This window comes from Acidovorax sp. LjRoot74 (genome assembly GCF_964254355.1).
Taxonomy (GTDB): Bacteria; Pseudomonadota; Gammaproteobacteria; order Burkholderiales; family Burkholderiaceae_C; genus Acidovorax.
Window position 1 is genome coordinate 1,705,995 of the sequence record NZ_CAXUTI020000001.1, and the last position, 16,319, is coordinate 1,722,313.

Genomic DNA, 16,319 nt, shown 5'->3' on the forward strand with positions numbered 1-16,319 from the left:
GCTTTGGGTTGATGGTGTCCTTAGACAAAAATGGTACGGAAACCGGGCGGCTGGTAGTGCTGACAGAGCCTCTCAATGCGGCATCACCAATCCTCCTTCACCGCCATAACCGCATCCCTCACCGCCGCCGCTCGCCCCGCCAGCCACGCGGTGACCGTGCCTGACACCACAACGGCAGCACATAGCGTGAGCAATCTCCATCCAGGCACCGCCAAGTCCATCGTCCAGTGAAAACTCTGCGGGTTGACCACGTGCACCAGCACCACCGACACGGCCAGCCCCAGCAGCACGCCTGCCGCCGCGCCCACGGCCGTCCACGCAGCGCCTTCGCCTGCCACCACGGTCAGGATCTGCCGCCGCGTGAGGCCCAGGTGGGCGAGCAGGCCGAACTCTTTGCGGCGTGCCAGCACCTGGGCGCTGAAGCTGGCGGCCACGCCGAAGAGGCCGATGGCGATGGCGACGGCCTGCAGCCAGTAGGTGACGGCAAAGCTGCGGTCGAAGATGCGCAGGGAGCGGTCGCGGATGGCGCCGGAGGAGGCGAATTCGACCAGGGCGTCGCCGTTGTCGCCCGCGCCTGCTGTGCGGCCTGCGTGGGTGGCGGCCAGGGTGCGGATGGCTGCCTGCAATGCGGCGGTGTCGGTGCCTTCGCGGGGCCACAGGGCCAGGTCGCTGGCGCGGGCGTCGCCGGTCAGGTGCAGCCAGGCGGCGCGGTCCAGGGCCACGGCGCCGGACTGGCGGGCGTAGTCGCGCCACACGCCTGCTATGTAAAAGATAGCTGCTTGGGCATATCCATCGGGCGCAAGCGGCCTAAAAGACTCTGAAAGTGCGGGCCACTCCATGCCAGGGCGCACGCCATACAGGTCCACCACCGCTTCGCTGATGTAGACGGCCACGCGGCCTGCAGGCACGCTGAGGGGCTCGCCCACCAGGGGCAGGCTTTGGGCGGGGTTGTCGCCCAGGGGGCGGCTCAGCATGGCCAGGGGGGGCAGGGTGGGGGAGAGCTGCACGGGGCTGGCGCGCAGGGCCTGCACGCGTTCCACGCCGGGCAGCTGGGCCACGGCTTCGGCAAAACCGGCGGGCAGCAGCGCGGCCTCGGTGCCGGTGGTGCCACTGGTGCTGAGGGCCGAGCGCACATACAGCGGAGAGGGCAGCACGGCGTCCAGCCACTGGGTGACCGAGCCGCGAAAGCTGGCCACCATCACCGTCAGCGCCACGGCCAGGCTGAGCGATGCCACCACGCCGCCCACCGCAATGGCGGCGCTGCCGCGCATGCGCCGCGCGCGCTCCAGCGCCAGCAGCGGCAGCGTGTGGCGCGCGGCCAGTGGCTGCAATGCGGCCAGCAGCTGCGCCATGCCCCAGGGCAGCAGCGCGATGCCGCCCACCAGCAAGAGGCCAATGGCCACATACGCCGCCAGCGGCACGCCGCCCACCGGGGGCGCCAGGGCCAGCAGCCCGCCGCCTGCCAGCAGCACCAAGCCCAGGGTGCCCCGGTCGGCCTGGCTGGCAGCGGTGCCCAGGCCCTTCAGCGTCTGGGCCGGGGGCAGTTGCTGCGCGGCGCGTGCGGGCCACCAGCCGCCTGCAAGGGCTGCGGCCACGCCCAGCGCGCCGTACACCAGCGCGGCGGGGGCGCTCCACTGCAGCGCGGGCTGCACGCCCGCAAAGTAGCCGCCGCCCAGGTCGCCGCCCAGCAGCTGCAGGGCGGTGGCAGCCAGGGCGGTGCCCAGCGCAATGCCCAGCACGCTGCCCAGCAGCCCCAGCGCGGCCGATTCGGCCAGCACCAGCAGCAGGCGCTGGCGCGGCGTGGCGCCCAGCACGGCCAGCAGCGCAAACTGCGGCCCGCGCTGCGCCACGCTGAGCGCCAGCACCGAGAACACCAAAAAGGCCCCGGTGAACAGCGCCACCAGCGCCAGCACCGTGAGGTTGACGCGGTACGCGCGCGAGAGGTTGCTGATGCGCTGCGCTGCGTCGCCGGGCTGTGCAAACACGGCATTGGCGGGCCAGCCGGGCTCGGCGCGCAGCGTGCGCTGCCAGGCGGTGGCATCGGTGCCGGGCTGCAGTTGCAGGTCGATGCGCGTGAGCGCACCCTGGCGGCCAAACAGGTCTTGCGCGGCGCCAATGTCCATCACCGCCAGCGGCGCGCCACCGGCGGCCACGGTGCCTGCAACCTGCACCTGCACGCGCTGCTGCAGGCCGGTGATCAGCAGCACGGTGGGCGGCGGGCCGTCACCTTGCGGGCCACTGGTGGGCAGGCCCAGCGCCTGCAGCGCGGCGGTGTTGAGGAACACGGTGGCGGGGGCAAACAGCGCAAAGCGGTCGGTGCCACCCCATGGGCGCGGCATGAGCGCGGGGGCCATGGGGGGCAGTAACAGGGCATCGGCGCCCAGCACGCGCAGCGGGGTGCGGGTGGGGTTCGGCGTGGCAGCGGCATCCACGGCCTGCGCGACTGCCGACAGCTCCAGCAACGGGCTGGCGCGGGCCACCTGCGGGTCGGTGGCCAGGCGTTCGTACAGCGCCTCGGGCAGGGGGCCTTGCATGGCGCGCAGCTCCAGGTCGGGCTGGCCGTTGACGGCGCGCACGGCCTGCGAAAACTCGTCCAGTGCCGACGCATTGATCACATGCACCGCAAACGCCAGCGCCACGCCAAGCATCACGGCCGCCACCGCTGCGGCACTGCGCCAGGGGTGGTGGCGCAGGTCTTGCCAGGAGAAGGTGCGGAGCAGGGCGAGCATGGGTTGCATTGTGGCCGCAGGCTTTGGGAGCCTGGGTTTTTGATGCACATCAGCCTTGCATTTCAACCCCCTTGAAGACGCGATACCGCAGGCCTATCTTGGAGCCAGGGCCCGCCCTCCTGCGCAGGCTCAGTTGTCCGTTTCAACCCCTTTTCAGGAGCAAAGAACCATGAACTCTCTTGTGACCCGTGGCAGTCTGTTCGACGACTTCTTCAAGGACGTTGCCCCCGGCTTTTATGTGCGCCCGCTGCATGGCGACAACCTGCCATCACCCAGCCAGATCAAGGTGGATGTGAAAGAGACCGAAGGCGGCTACACGGTGCAGGCCGAAGTGCCTGGCGTGGCCAAGGAGGACATCCATGTCTCGCTCGAAGGCAACGTGGTGAGCCTGCGCGCCGAGGTGCGCCAGCACGACGAAAAGCGCGAAGGCGAAAAGCTGCTGCGCAGCGAGCGCTATTACGGCGCCGTGGCCCGCAGCTTCCAGCTGCCCGCCGATGTGGATGCCGCACAGGCCAAGGCCAAGTACGACAACGGCGTGCTGACGCTGAACCTGCCCAAGAAGGTGAACAAGGCGGCGCAGCGGCTGCACATCGAGTGACCGCCAGGCCTGGGCCGTGCCAGCACGTCAGGGCATGGCCATGGCGGCATCGGCCCGTCGCAGCATGGCGGGGCCTGTGAGCACGGTGCGCACAAAATCTGTCTGGCGCCCCACGCCCGCCTTGGTGGCGATGGTGCGGAACTGGCTGCGCACGGTGTGGATGGACACCGACTGCTGGTCGGCATATTCCTGCAGCGAGAGCCCGTTGACCAGCGCCTGGGCCAGACGGGCCTCGGCTGGCGTAAGGCCATACAGGCTGCGCAGCACCCCTTCGAGCGACTGCAGTGCGCTGTCGGGGTTGCTGATGAAAACCGCGCCGCAGGCATGGGCGCCAAAGGGCTCGGACCAATGCGGCAGCGGTGCCACCATCACATGCAGCTCGTTGCCTGTGAGGCCGCGCAGCCGCAGGCCGGTGCCCGCGTGCATGGGGGCGCCGGTCGGTGTCGAGACCACCGCCCGCATGGCGGCCTGCAGGCGCTGGTCGTCTGCGTGTTGTGTGGCGTGCAGGCCCTCACGTTCGTTGATGCCCAGCAGCCCGCTGGACCGGGCCAGCGTGTGCGCGCGGCCGTTGGCGTGCAGCAGGCAGGCGCCTTCGCCCAGCAGCACCACGCCCATGGGCAGGCTTTCCATCACCGAGAGCGATGCATTCGCCAGGGCCTCGGCGCGGTGCAGGCGCCGGTGCAGCGCAAACGCCGTCTGCAGGTGCGGCACCAGCGACTGCAGCCGCAGCTCTTCATCGTCCGTGTAGGGGCCGCAGCGCTTGCTGCGCACGGCCGTGACGTTGAAGGAGCGATGACGGCGTTTTTCAACCACCGCAGCCAGCGTGTAGAACAGGTCGAGCGGGCGCAGCCAGTCGCAATGCCATTCGGTGCGCGGCAAATGCTTGTCCGGATAAAACTTGGACCCATTGACGATGCAGCCCTCGTGGTGCATGCGCTCATCCTGCGTCCAGACATTGGTGCGGCAGTAGTGGGCCGCAAAGCTGGCCATGGACTCTTCATCCACCCCATGGTGGGCGGCGAGCGAGGTCATCCCACCCGTCACCTCCACCGATCCGTCAGAGAAATCCTGCCCAAAGATCATCGTGGTCTGCGACGAGAACTCGGCCGCAAAGCGCGCCAAAAATTCCTGCCACCGGCTCGCGTCCAGCGCGGCGTCGTAGACGCTCCTGATCAGGCCTGGCATTCCGATGTCGTTGTGGGCGTAGGTCGGCAGCGTGGTCATGGGTCCTCGTTCCGGGGGGCGATCGGGCCGTGCAGTCTGCCAAATCATACGTTTGGGGGATGCCGAGGACAACACGAATGGATACAAAGGCGCATGTGCCGGGCGCCTGCGGCGATGCGCGTGGGCTGGAATGCAAGGCACAGGGTTCCTGGTGGGGCTGCCGCATCCGGGGTGCGCGGGGCAACCCGTGTACCCCGGCTGTTGTGCCGCTGCAGGCCTGGCGCGCAGCTTCAGTGGGGGGCGATGCCGTCTGCGGTAAGGCGCAGCACCCGGTCCGCCCGCGCCGCCGCTGCATCCGAATGCGTGACCAGCACCAGCGATGCGCCATGCTCGCGCGTCTGCGCCAGCAGCAGGTCCATCACGCGGGTGGCGGTGGTGGGGTCGAGGTTGCCGGTGGGCTCGTCGGCCAGCAGCAGGGCGGGGCGGTGCACCAGGGCGCGGGCGATGGCCACGCGCTGCAGTTGGCCGCCGCTGAGCTGCTGCGGCAGGCGGGCGCCCAGGCCTTCAAGCCCTACGGCATCGAGCATGTGCTGCACGCGTTCGGGCTCGGTACCGGTCTTGCCCAGCAGCATCAGCGGCAGGGCCACGTTCTGCGCCACGTCCAGGTGCGGCAGCACGTGGAAGGCCTGGAACACAAAACCCACGTGGCCGCGCCGCCACAGCGCGCGGGCGGTGTCGTCCAGCTGGCCCAGGTCGGTGTTGCCGTGGGTGATGCTGCCGGTGTCCCAGCTATCGAGGCCCGCCAGGCAGTTGAGCAGTGTGGACTTGCCCACGCCCGAGTCACCCACGATGGCCACAAACTCGCCGGGCGCCACGCTGAAGTGCACGTTGGCAAACACCGGCGTGCCGCCATAGTGTTTGCCCAGGCCGTCCACGCGTAGCAGGGTCATGATGGGGCGCGCTGCGCCAGCCGCTGCAGCACGGCCTGCACCAGCTGGGCCACGGCGTGGGGGTGGTCGCAGGCGATGGCGTGGCGTGTGGGCATGCTGCGCAGCCAGGTGATCTGGCGCTTGGCCAGCTGGCGCGTGGCGGCAATGCCGCGCTCGCGTAGCAGGCCCATGTTGATGGGGCGGCCGGGCGCCTGCGCGGCCAGAAAGTCCAGCTCGTCCCACACCTGGCGGTAGCCCACGCAGCGCATGGAGGGCAGGTCCGGGTGCAGGTCGCCGCGCGCGCGCAGGGCCTTCACCTCGTCGATGAAGCCACCGGCCAGCATGGCGTCAAAACGCTGGGCAATGCGCCCGTGCAGCCAGGCCCGGTCGTCAGGTTCCAAGGAAAAAAGGGCTTTCCCGCGCTCTGGTAAAGCGTTGTTAGCTCCTTTTTTTGTAGTGTGAAAGCTCGACAGCGGCTGGCCGGACACCTGCCACACCTCCAGCGCGCGCTGGATGCGCTGGCTGTCGCCGGGCGCCAGGCGCGCGGCCGTGACCGGGTCCACCCGCGCCAGTTCGGCGTGCAGGGCGGGCCAGCCCTGCTCGGCGGCCTGGGCCTCGATCTTGGCGCGCACCTCGGGGTCGGCAGCGGGCATGTCGTCGATGCCGTCGAACAGTGCCTTGAAGTACAGCATGGTGCCGCCCACCAGCAGTGGCAGGGCGCCACGGGCGCGGATCTCGGCCATCAGCTGGGTGGCGTCCTGCACAAACTCGGCGGCGCTGTAGGCCTGCAGCGGGTCGCGGATGTCGATCAGGTGGTGCGGCACGGCAGCGCGCTCCTCCGGCGTGGGCTTGGCGGTGCCAATGTCCATGCCCCGGTACACCAGGGCCGAATCCACGCTGATGATCTCGACGGGCTGGCCTTGCTTGCCCAGCACGGCGGCCAGGGCCAGGGCCCCGGCGGTCTTGCCCGATGCGGTGGGGCCTGCCAGGGCGATGGCCGGGAGGTGGTCTGGCAGGCTATCTTGGGTCTCAGGCGCGGTCACGGGCGGCTCCAAACTTCTGCACCAGCGTCCACGAGATGATGGCCAGCACCACCGACCAGAACCAGATGCCGTTGACCAGCGGCCACACCGTGCCGTCCAGCCGCTGGCCGAGCCAGCCGCCAATCGCAAAGGCCGCCAGCATCATCATGAAACCGTTGAGGGCCGACGCCACGCCCGCCGCCTGCGGAAACGGCCCCACGGCCCCGCTTTGCCCGCAGGGTTGGTGGATGCCATGGCCCAGCATGAACAGGTAGAACGGCAGCAGCAATGCCCAGGGGTGGTGCCAGCCCATCCAGGCCACCAGTGCCATCAGCGTGCCGCCCGCCACGCTCAGGCCCCCGGCAATGGCCACCGTGCGCTGCAGCCCATGGCGGGCCAGCAGGCGGCGGCACAGGAAGGTGCCGCCCAGGTAGGCCGCGCAGGCCGAGGCCATGGTCCAGCCGTACTGCGTGCGTGTGAGGCCCAGCACGTCGATATACACAAACGACGACGCCGCCAGAAAGGTGAACAGCCCGCCATAGGTGGCCGTGGTCTGCAGCGAAAACGCCCAGAAGGTGGGGCTCTTCAGCACATGCAGCCAGGTGCCGACCAGCGCACGCGGCTGCAGGGCCAGCGGGTTGCGCTGCGCCAGCGTCTCGGGCATGCGCAGGGCCACCAGGGCCAGGGTAACGATCGCGTACACGGTCAAGGCGGACAGCGCGGCGCGCCAGCCCAGCCACTCGCTCAGCAGCCCGCCCAGCGGCGCGCAGATGCAGGCCACGATGCCCAGGCCGGTGAGCGCCTTGGACATGGCGCGCGCGCCTTCGAGCGGCGTGTACAGGTCGCGCACGATGGCGCGTGCGCACATCACCACCGCGCCCATGGCCGCGCCCTGGGCAATGCGCCACACGATGAGCAGCGCCATGCTGGGCGCCAGCGCGCTGCCCACCGAGGCCACGGTGTAGATGGCCAGGCCTGCCAGCAGCACGGGGCGGCGGCCAAAGCGGTCGGACAGCGGGCCCCACACCATTTGTGAGCAGCCAAACGCCAGCAGCAGGCCGCTCAGGGTGAGCTGCGCCGCCGAGAGCGGTGCGCCCAGGCTGCGGGTGAGCGCAGGCAGGGCAGGCAGGTAGAGGTCAGTGGTGACGGGCTGGATGGACAGCAGCAGGGCCAGCACCAGGATGGCCAGGCCGGGATGGATCGAGACAGGGGCGTGCGCCGCAGGCACAGCGGTGGCGGAGGGGGCAGACATATCTGTCTGAGGGTACCAGAAGGGGCGCCCGCGCCCGGCGGGCCGGGGCTGGTGAGAGGCTGTGAGAAATGGTGTGTGATGCGCGTCGCGCGGGTGACAGTGGGCGGGGCCGGTGGCGCAGCACCATGGTGGTGCGGCTGGCCGGGCCCAGGCCGCCGCACCACAACACAACAATCCAGGAGACATCCCATGCACAAGATCAAACCCCTCCCCAGGGCCCAGGGCTGGCGCCCTGCCGTGGCCATCCGGCTGCGCAGCGCACTGGCGCTGGCCACCCTGGGCACGGCCTTGGCCGCCCAGGCACAGGCCCCGGCCTTGCCCGCACCCGAGAGCGTGACACTCGACAAGCTGGGCTACATGACCACCTTCCCGCCCGAGGGCGCGCAGCGGGTGGACCTGAGCAATTCCTTCAAATACCCCCAGATGCGCTGGGCGCTGCAGCACCTGCGCGAGCTGCAGCCCACGCACAACATCCGCCGGGGCGGGGCGGCCGCATCGGCCTTGCCTGCAGACCCTAAACCCTTGGGCGGCGTGGTGTTTGACGACGACAAGGGCCAGCCCATCACGGTGGACCAGTGGCTCACCCGCACCTACACCGACGCCTTGGTGGTGATGCACAAGGGCCGCGTGGTGTACGAGCGCTACGACAACCAGATGAAGCCGTACACGCCGCACCTGCTGTTCTCGGTCACCAAGTCGTTCACCGGGCTCATGGCGGCGCAACTGGCGCACGAGGGCAAGATCGACCCCAACGCGCTGGTCACCAAGTATGTGCCCGAGCTGGCCGACTCGGCCTGGGGCGACATGAAGGTGCGCGAGGTGATGGACATGACGGGCGCCGTGCGTTTCCGCGAGGTCTACACCGACCCCACCACCGAGATCTTTGGCTACAGCTGGTCCAGCGGCATGCTGCCGCGCCCGCCGGGCTACCAGGGGCCGACCAATGTGTATGACTTCCTCAAGACCCTGAAGAAGGAAGGCGAACACGGCGCGGGTTTTGTGTACCGCACCGTGCATTCCGAGGTGCTGGGCTGGATCGTCTCGCGCGCCACCGGCAAACATTGGGCCGAGCTGATGAGCGAGAACATCTGGCAGAAGCTGGGCATGGAGGAAGACGCCCACGTGATGGTGGACAGCGTGGGCACGCCGCTGCAGGGCGCGGGGCTCAATGCCACGGCGCGCGACCTGGCGCGGTTTGGCGAAATGCTGCGCCTGGGCGGTAGCTACAACGGCCAGAAGGTGTTTGACAAGGCCGTGATCGACGACACCGCCAAGGGCGGCGACCGCGAGAAGTTCAAGATGGGTGGCATGGCGTTTCGCCCCGGCTACAGCTACCGCAACCAGTGGTGGGTGCTGCACAACGCCGACGGCGCCTACGAAGCCGCAGGCATCCACGGCCAGTTCATCCATGTGAACCCTGCTGCCGAGATGGTGGTGATCAAGCTCTCGTCGCACCCGGTGGCGGGCGCGGCCTTCACCCACCCGCTCACGCTCAAGGCCTGGGCGGCACTGGCGCAGGCGGTGCGGCGCTGAGGTGGCAGCGCCTGGGCTTCGGCCTTGGCGCTTACTTCAGCTTGAAGAGGGCCACCATGGCCTCGCGGTAGAGGCCCTGGCCCACGGCGTTGGTGTTGTGGTGCGAGCCACCCTCCACCAGCACAAACCGCTTGGGCTCGGCCGCCGCCTCGTACAGCTTGCGGCCCAGGCTGGGCGGGATGAGGCGGTCTTCGCTGCCATGCACCACCAGCAGGGGCGAGCCGATCTCAGCCACCTTGCGCACCGATTCAAACCGCTGGGTGATCAGGCCCGACACCGGCAGCCAGCCCCACTTGAAGGTGCTGACCACTTCAGGGATGCTGGTGAAGGTGCCTTCGACGATGGTGCCCTGCTCGTCCTGCACCTGGCGCGCCAGGTCGATGGCAATGGCGCCGCCGAGCGAGTGACCAAAGATGTAGCGGGGCTTGTCCGGTTTTTGCTGCGCCAGCCAGGCCCAGGCGGCGCGGGCATCCTCGGCGGCGGTGGCTTCAGACGGCAGGCCCGCGCTGCTGCGGCCAAATCCCCGGTAGTCGATGGCCAGCACCGAAAAACCCAGCTCCTGCATGCGCCGGATGCGGTTGGATGAGCCCGCCACGTTCCAGCGTGCGCCATGCAGGTACAGCAGCACGGGCGCATCCTTGCGCTCGTGGGGCAGCCACAGGCCGTGCAGGCGCTCGGCCTTGCCGCTGGTGTCGGACTGGAAGTCGATCCACACATCCTCCATGCCCTCGGTAGAGGGCGCGCCGCCCCAGCTGCGGTCGCTGGGCTGGAAGATCCACTCGCGCTGCTTGGCGTCGAGGGTGGCGCAGCCCGCCAGGACGGCGACGGTCAGCGCCAGGGAGATCAGGACAGGGGTGCGTTTCATGAGGAGGACAGATCGGCGCCATGCCGGAAAGTTCTGTCCTTCCCCCCATGCACGCTCTGTGCCCATTGTGCGAAGAACGCCGCCCAATGGTGGTTTATCCCCTGTCTTTTCCCCTCATTTGCGGGGGAATTGCGGGCGTTTGCTCAGACCACGCCCTGCGCCAGCATCGCGTCGGCCACCTTCACAAAGCCCGCGATGTTGGCGCCGTCCACGTAGCTCACACGGCCATCGGCATGTTTGCCATAGCGCAGGCAGGCGGCGTGAATGCCTTGCATGATCTGCAGCAGGCGCGCATCGACCTCCTCGCGCGGCCAGGCCAGGCGGGCGGCGTTCTGGCTCATCTCCAGGCCCGAGGTGGCCACGCCACCTGCGTTGCTGGCCTTGCCGGGCGCATACAGCACGCCAGCGGCTTCAAAAGCCTTGGCAGCCTCGATGGTCGAGGGCATGTTGGCCCCCTCGGCCACGCAGACCACGCCGTTTTTGATCAAGGTGGCGGCGTCGCGCGCGTCCAGCTCGTTCTGGGTGGCACAGGGCAGGGCCACGTCCACCGGCACATGCCAGGGGCGCACACCGGCCTCAAACTTCACACCGGTGCGCTCGGCATAGTCGCTCACGCGGCCGTAGTGGTGGTTCTTCACGTCCATCAGGATGGCGAGCTTTTCGGGCGTGAAGCCGTCCTCGTCCACGATGGTGCCGCTCGAATCCGACACGGTGACCACCTTGGCGCCCAGCTGCAGGGCCTTTTCCACCGCGTACTGCGCCACATTGCCCGAGCCCGACACCGACACGCGCAGGCCGTCCAGCGAGCGGCCGTTGGCGCGCAGCATCTCTTGCGCAAAGTAGACCGTGCCATAGCCCGTGGCCTCGGGGCGGATCAGCGAGCCGCCGAACGACAGGCCCTTGCCGGTGAACACGCAGTCCGACCGGTTGGAGAGCTTTTTCATCATGCCCGCCATGAAGCCCACCTCGCGGCCGCCCACGCCGATGTCGCCTGCGGGCACATCGGTGTCTGCGCCCACATGGCGGAACAGCTCGGACACAAAGGCCTGGCAGAACCGCATCACTTCACCGGGGCTGCGGCCCTTGGGGTCGAAGTCGCTGCCGCCCTTGCCGCCGCCCATGGGCAGCGTGGTCAGCGCGTTCTTGAAGGTCTGCTCAAACGCCAGAAACTTGAGCACCGACAGGTTCACCGAGGGGTGGAAGCGGATGCCACCCTTGAACGGGCCGATCGCCATGCTGTGCTGGATGCGGTAGCCCCGGTTGACCTGCACCGTGCCGTGGTCGTCCACCCACGACACACGAAACATCACGATGCGCTCGGGCTCCACCAGCCGCTCCAGCAGGCCGTGTTCGGCATAGCGGGGGTGCTCGGTAATGAATGGCCACAAGCTCTCCATGACTTCGGTGACGGCCTGCAGAAATTCGGGCTGACCCGGATTGCGGAGGGCGACGTGGGAAAGGAAGCTGCCTGCGGACGCGTGTTTCATGTTTCAAAAGACTTTCAGAAGATCAAGAGCGTGTGCAGGCATGGCGCACTGCAACATCGAATTATGTTCAAAAGTTATACGTTTATGCGCATGACTGCGCACAATGGTGGGGAATGTGGCAGGTGACTTGCCACATGTTGGTGCATCTGGTGAGCGGCACAAAACCGTCACCGGTTGGCAAGAAGGGCGTCACGGCCTTGTCACAAGGCTGGCCCACAGTTCGGCGGTTCTAAACACAACGAGGAGAAGAGCATGCACATTTCTGGTGCGAAGTGGGGAGTTTTGGCCGTGGCAGCCATGCTGGCAGCCTGCGGCGGCAGCAACGACAGCCCTTACCCCACATTGAACGGCGACAAGCCCCTGGTCATCGGCCACCGTGGTGCCAGCGGCTACCTGCCCGAGCACACGCTGGAGAGCTACAAGCGCGCCGTCGAGCTGGGTGCCGACTTCATCGAGCCCGACCTGGTGGCCACCAAGGACGGCGTGCTGATTGCCCGCCACGAGCCCAACATCACCGGCACCACCGACGTGTCTACCCGCGCTGAATTTGCCGGCCGCAAGACCAAGAAGATGGTGGACGGCGTGGAGGAAGAAGGCTGGTTTGCCTCGGACTTCACCCTGGCCGAAATCAAGACCCTGCGCGCCATCCAGCCCATGGCCGAGCGCGACCAGTCGTACAACGGCAAGTACCAGATCCCCACGCTGCAGGAAGTGCTCGACCTGGCCAAGAGCGAAGGCGCCAAGGCCGGCCGCACCGTGGGCGTGTACCCCGAAACCAAGCACCCCACCTACCACGTCAACCTGGGCCTGAAGCTGGAAGACCGCCTGCTGGACGTGCTGGCCCAGTACGGCTACACCAGCAAGACCTCGCCCGTCATCGTGCAGTCGTTCGAGGTGTCCAACCTCAAATACCTGCGCACCAAGACGCAGATCCGCCTGGTGCAACTGGTGGACGCCAACGACGTGAACGCCGACGGCAGCATGGACCTCACGGCCCCCTACGACAAGCCCTACGACTTCGCCGTGGCCGGTGACAAGCGCACCTTTGCCAGCCTGCTCACCCCCGCAGGCCTGAAGGAAGTCAAGACCTACGCCGACGGCATCGGCCCCTGGAAGCCGTACCTCATCCCCTCCAAGCAAGTGGACGCCAACAAGGACGGCAAGCCCGACGACCTGAACGGCGACGGCAAGATCGACGACCGCGACCGCGTGATGATGCCCCCCACCGACGTGGTGAAAAACGCCCACGCCGAGGGCCTGATGGTGCACCCCTACACCTTCCGCAGCGAAGCCCGGCGCCTGGCCTCGGACTTCAAGGGCGACCCCAAGGCTGAATACAAGCTGTTCTACAACCTGGGTGTGGATGGTTTGTTCAGCGACTTCCCGGATACGGCCAAGGCGGCGCGGGATAATTGAGTGAAGCCCCCCTGTGGCGCTGCGCGCCTTCCCCCGAGGGGGACGCTCCCAGCGCGGCGGGGCGGCCCTTGCGCGGGAGCGCTGGCCTGCGGCAGCGCGGGCGTGACCGCGGTGCCTTGTTTTCTGCCCTGTTGGCCCTCCGGGGCCACTTTTTTTGGGGGCTCCGGCGTTCCGTCTTGTAGCCGTTACCGGCCCCGCAGGAACAGCGCGTCCAGCTCCTTCATGCTGAGTTGCCGCCAAGTGGGCCGCCCGTGGTTGCACTGGTCCGACCGGTCGGTGGTTTCCATCTGCCGCAGCAGCGCGTTCATCTCATCCAGCGTGAGTTTGCGGTTGGCGCGCACGGCGCCGTGGCAGGCCATGGTGCCCAGGATTTCATTGCGGGCGCGTTGCACCACGGTGGTGGCGTCGTGCTGGGCCAGTTCGGCCAGCACGCTGCGGGCCAGTTCGACCGGGTCGCCTTGCGCAAGCGTGGTGGGCACGGCGCGCACGGCGAGGGTTTTGGGGGAGAAGGGCACGACCTCCAGGCCCAGCATGGCCAGTACTTCGGTGGACTCTTCGGCGGTGGCGACCTCTTGCGGGGTAGCAGCGAAGGTGGCGGGGATCAGCAGGGGCTGGCTGGCAATGCGGGCGCCGCTGTCCACCTGGGCCTTGAGGCGCTCGTACACGATGCGTTCGTGGGCGGCGTGCATGTCCACGATGACCATGCCCTGGGCGTTTTCGGCCAGGATATAGACGCCGTGCAGTTGTGCCACGGCGCGGCCCAGGGGCCAGGCCGAGGGGGCGTCGCGCCCGGTGGGCCAGGCCGTGGTGTCGGCAGTGCCCGGGGCGTTGGCTGTAGCAGCTTCGGCGGGTTGTTCTGCTGTGGTGGCGGTTGCCTGTGGCTGGCCGGTGGGCGGCACCGGGTAGGTGGCAGGTTGGGCAGAGGGCGCCCAGAGGCCGCCAATGGCCGTGGGCGGTGTTTCCGGGGCATCGCCGCCACGGGGCGCCCACAGCGCCTGCAGGTCTTGCACGCGGTGGCCACGTTCTTCAAATTTGATAGCTGCTTGGGCTTGCCAGACGGGCGGTAGGGGCTGTTTTTTATCTGAATCTGTAGCGCTGGCGGGCGTGGCGACTGCTGCGTTGACCGCCGCCAGCGCCGCGGCGCGGGGGGCGGCCAGTGCGTTTTCCACCGCGTGGCGCACAGCCTGGTGCACCTCGCGGCTGTCGCGAAAGCGCACCTCGATCTTGGTGGGGTGCACGTTCACGTCCACACGCGCCGGGTCGATCTCGACATACAGCGCATAGATAGGCTGCTTGTGGCCGTGCAGCACGTCTTCGTACGCGCTGCGGGCGGCGTGGGTCAGCACCTTGTCGCGCACAAAGCGGCCGTTGACGTAGCAGTACTGGTGGTCGGGGCGCGAGCGGGCGGCGTCGGGCAGGCCCGCGCGGCCGGTGACGGTGACGGGGCCCACGCGGTGTTGCACGGCGACCGATTGGGTGACGAAGTCCTCGCCCAGCACGTCCGACAGGCGGCGGGCCAGGGCATCCTGCGCATCCCCCTGGCCGGGCACAAAGGTGGCGCGCCACTGCTCCACCAGCTTGCCTTCGTGCCAGATGGCAAAACCCACGTCGGGCCGCGCCAGTGCATGGCGGCGCACGGATTCAATGCAGTGGGCCAGCTCGGTGGCATCGGTTTTCAAGAACTTGCGGCGCGCGGGGGTGGAGAAGAACAGTTCCTTCACCTCCACCGTAGTGCCGGTGGCGCGTGCTGCAGGGCACAGCTCGCCGCTGCGCGCGTCCAGCAAGAAGGCGCTGGCCTGCTGCGCCGGGCGCGAGAGCAGCGACATCTCCGACACCGAGGCAATCGCCGCTAGCGCTTCGCCCCGAAAGCCCATGGTGGCCACGGTTTCCAGGTCGTCCAGGTTGGTGATCTTGCTGGTGGCGTGGCGGCGCAGGGCCACGGGCAGTTCCTCCTGCGGGATGCCGCCGCCATCGTCTTCCACCGTGATCAGGCGCACGCCCCCGGCCGACAGGCGCAGGGTGATCTGCGTGGCGCCAGCATCCAGCGCGTTGTCCACCAGCTCGCGCACCACCGAGGCAGGGCGCTCCACCACTTCACCGGCGGCGATCTGGCTGATCAGCTCGTCGGGCAGGTCGCGGATGGGGCGGCGATGGGGGGCTGGTGCGGGCTGCGCCGCTGCGAGGGGGGATGGTGCGTCGTTCACCCGGGGCATTTTAGGGTGGAGGGGTATCGGTGCGTGCGCAGCGGGCCGATGGGGATAATGCCCGCTGTTTTTTACTGCCCAGTGGTTTCCCCACCGGCCTCCCCATGGAACTGGTCACCTTCCTCATCGACTTCATCCTGCATGTCGATAAGTACCTTGAGATGTTTGTACAAACCTACGGCGCGTGGGTGTATGCGCTGTTGTTCCTGATCGTGTTTGTGGAGACGGGCCTGGTGGTGATGCCGTTTTTGCCCGGCGATTCACTGCTGTTCATCGTGGGGGCGCTGTGTGGTGCGGGCATGATGAATTTTTCGCTGGCCTGCGTGATCCTGGTGGTGGCGGCCATCCTGGGCGACCAGTGCAATTATTCGATTGGCCGCTTTTTTGGGCCCAAGGTTTTCCAGTGGGAGGACTCGCGCTGGTTCAACCGCCGTGCGTTCGACCAGGCGCATAACTTCTACGAAAAGTATGGCGGCATCACCATTGTGCTGGCGCGTTTCATGCCGTTCATTCGCACCTTTGCGCCTTTTGTGGCGGGTGTGGCCGAGATGAACCGGGCCAAGTTCACTGCCTTCAACGTGGGCGGTGCGCTGATTTGGGTGCTGGGCATTTGCACGGCCGGTTACTTCTTCGGCAACCTGCCGTTTGTGCGGGAGCACCTGGACAAGATCATCTGGGCGCTGATTTTTGTGCCCGGCCTGATCGCCATCTTTGGCGCATGGCGCGCGGGGCGCCAGGCCAAGATTGCCTGATAGGCTTTTTGCTACAAAAATTAGAGCTGCTCGCGCATGATGAATGCGCGCAAGCAGCCTTTTTTATGCCTGTTTTTTGGTTGGGCCCGCATCAACGGCGGCGGTAGCGGCGCTGGTCGCGGTCTTCGCCGATCTCGTGGCCGATGAGTGCACCGGCCGCTGCGCCGCCGATGGTGCCCACCGGGCCGCCAAAAATCGCGTTGCCGGCCACGCCGCCAACGACAGCGCCCACACCAGTGCCCACCTGGGTGCGTGACGGGTTGGATGCACAACCCCCCAGCGCGAGGGCGGCGGTGCAGGTGCTTGCAAGAAGGATGTGGCGGAGTTTCATGGCGTAGTCCTTGTCGGTCTTGAAAGAAGGGGGCGGG

Annotated in this window: 13 protein-coding genes; 4 read left to right on the forward strand and 9 right to left on the reverse strand. The window is 67.8% G+C overall.

From position 1 onward, the window contains the following. Positions 1-83: 83 nt before the first annotated feature. Complete coding sequence (locus ACSQ3O_RS07860; protein WP_436138432.1) at positions 84-2,738, reverse strand: ABC transporter permease; 2,655 nt, start codon at positions 2,736-2,738, stop codon at positions 84-86. A gap of 160 nt (positions 2,739-2,898) precedes the next feature. On the opposite strand from ACSQ3O_RS07860, the gene ACSQ3O_RS07865 reads away from it, so the two are divergent. Then, positions 2,899-3,327, forward strand: a complete 429-nt coding sequence (locus ACSQ3O_RS07865; protein WP_436138433.1) for an Hsp20/alpha crystallin family protein — start codon at positions 2,899-2,901, stop codon at positions 3,325-3,327. A gap of 27 nt (positions 3,328-3,354) precedes the next feature. Here the strand turns inward: ACSQ3O_RS07865 and ACSQ3O_RS07870 are convergent, their stop codons facing one another. The 4 genes from ACSQ3O_RS07870 to ACSQ3O_RS07885 form a co-directional block, all read right to left on the reverse strand. Then, entirely contained in the window at positions 3,355-4,551 is a 1,197-nt protein-coding gene (locus tag ACSQ3O_RS07870) for a helix-turn-helix transcriptional regulator (protein ID WP_436138434.1), read from the reverse strand. 230 nt (positions 4,552-4,781) lie between these two features. Then, positions 4,782-5,441: an ABC transporter ATP-binding protein gene (locus ACSQ3O_RS07875; RefSeq protein WP_436138435.1), complete on the reverse strand. Its 660-nt coding sequence runs from the start codon at positions 5,439-5,441 to the stop codon at positions 4,782-4,784. Next, the gene (gene miaA, locus ACSQ3O_RS07880) at positions 5,438-6,436 is read right to left on the reverse strand and encodes a tRNA (adenosine(37)-N6)-dimethylallyltransferase MiaA (protein WP_436141090.1); all 999 of its coding nucleotides are present in this window, start codon (positions 6,434-6,436) and stop codon (positions 5,438-5,440) included. The genes ACSQ3O_RS07875 and miaA overlap by 4 nt, the downstream gene beginning before the upstream one ends. Before the next feature lie 13 nt (positions 6,437-6,449). Further along, a complete protein-coding gene (locus ACSQ3O_RS07885) occupies positions 6,450-7,694 on the reverse strand; it encodes a multidrug effflux MFS transporter (protein WP_436138436.1) in 1,245 nt (414 codons plus the stop codon). Positions 7,695-7,883: 189 nt separating this feature from the next. Here ACSQ3O_RS07885 and ACSQ3O_RS07890 point away from each other — a divergent pair, with 189 nt between their 5' ends. Further along, on the forward strand, positions 7,884-9,227 hold the full coding sequence (locus ACSQ3O_RS07890) for a serine hydrolase domain-containing protein (protein ID WP_436138437.1): 1,344 nt from the start codon (positions 7,884-7,886) through the stop codon (positions 9,225-9,227). Positions 9,228-9,258: 31 nt separating this feature from the next. Here ACSQ3O_RS07890 and ACSQ3O_RS07895 read toward each other — a convergent pair whose 3' ends face one another. Beyond that, positions 9,259-10,092 (reverse strand): alpha/beta hydrolase, encoded by an 834-nt coding sequence (locus tag ACSQ3O_RS07895; RefSeq protein WP_436138438.1) that lies wholly within the window; start codon positions 10,090-10,092, stop codon positions 9,259-9,261. Positions 10,093-10,235: 143 nt separating this feature from the next. Further along, positions 10,236-11,579, reverse strand: coding sequence for an NADP-specific glutamate dehydrogenase (gene gdhA, locus ACSQ3O_RS07900; protein ID WP_436138439.1), 1,344 nt, complete (start codon positions 11,577-11,579; stop codon positions 10,236-10,238). A gap of 252 nt (positions 11,580-11,831) precedes the next feature. Here gdhA and ACSQ3O_RS07905 point away from each other — a divergent pair, with 252 nt between their 5' ends. Next, positions 11,832-12,995, forward strand: coding sequence for a glycerophosphodiester phosphodiesterase (locus ACSQ3O_RS07905; protein ID WP_436138440.1), 1,164 nt, complete (start codon positions 11,832-11,834; stop codon positions 12,993-12,995). Between the two features lie 185 nt (positions 12,996-13,180). Here the strand turns inward: ACSQ3O_RS07905 and mutL are convergent, their stop codons facing one another. Beyond that, positions 13,181-15,208: a DNA mismatch repair endonuclease MutL gene (gene mutL, locus ACSQ3O_RS07910; protein WP_436138441.1), complete on the reverse strand. Its 2,028-nt coding sequence runs from the start codon at positions 15,206-15,208 to the stop codon at positions 13,181-13,183. Between the two features lie 95 nt (positions 15,209-15,303). Between mutL and ACSQ3O_RS07915 the strand changes: the two genes are divergently transcribed. Next, on the forward strand, positions 15,304-15,951 hold the full coding sequence (locus ACSQ3O_RS07915; protein ID WP_436138442.1) for a DedA family protein: 648 nt from the start codon (positions 15,304-15,306) through the stop codon (positions 15,949-15,951). Between the two features lie 91 nt (positions 15,952-16,042). On the opposite strand, the gene ACSQ3O_RS07920 is transcribed toward ACSQ3O_RS07915, so the two are convergent. Continuing rightward, positions 16,043-16,282 (reverse strand): glycine zipper 2TM domain-containing protein, encoded by a 240-nt coding sequence (locus tag ACSQ3O_RS07920; protein WP_436138443.1) that lies wholly within the window; start codon positions 16,280-16,282, stop codon positions 16,043-16,045. Between the last annotated feature and the right edge of the window lie 37 nt (positions 16,283-16,319).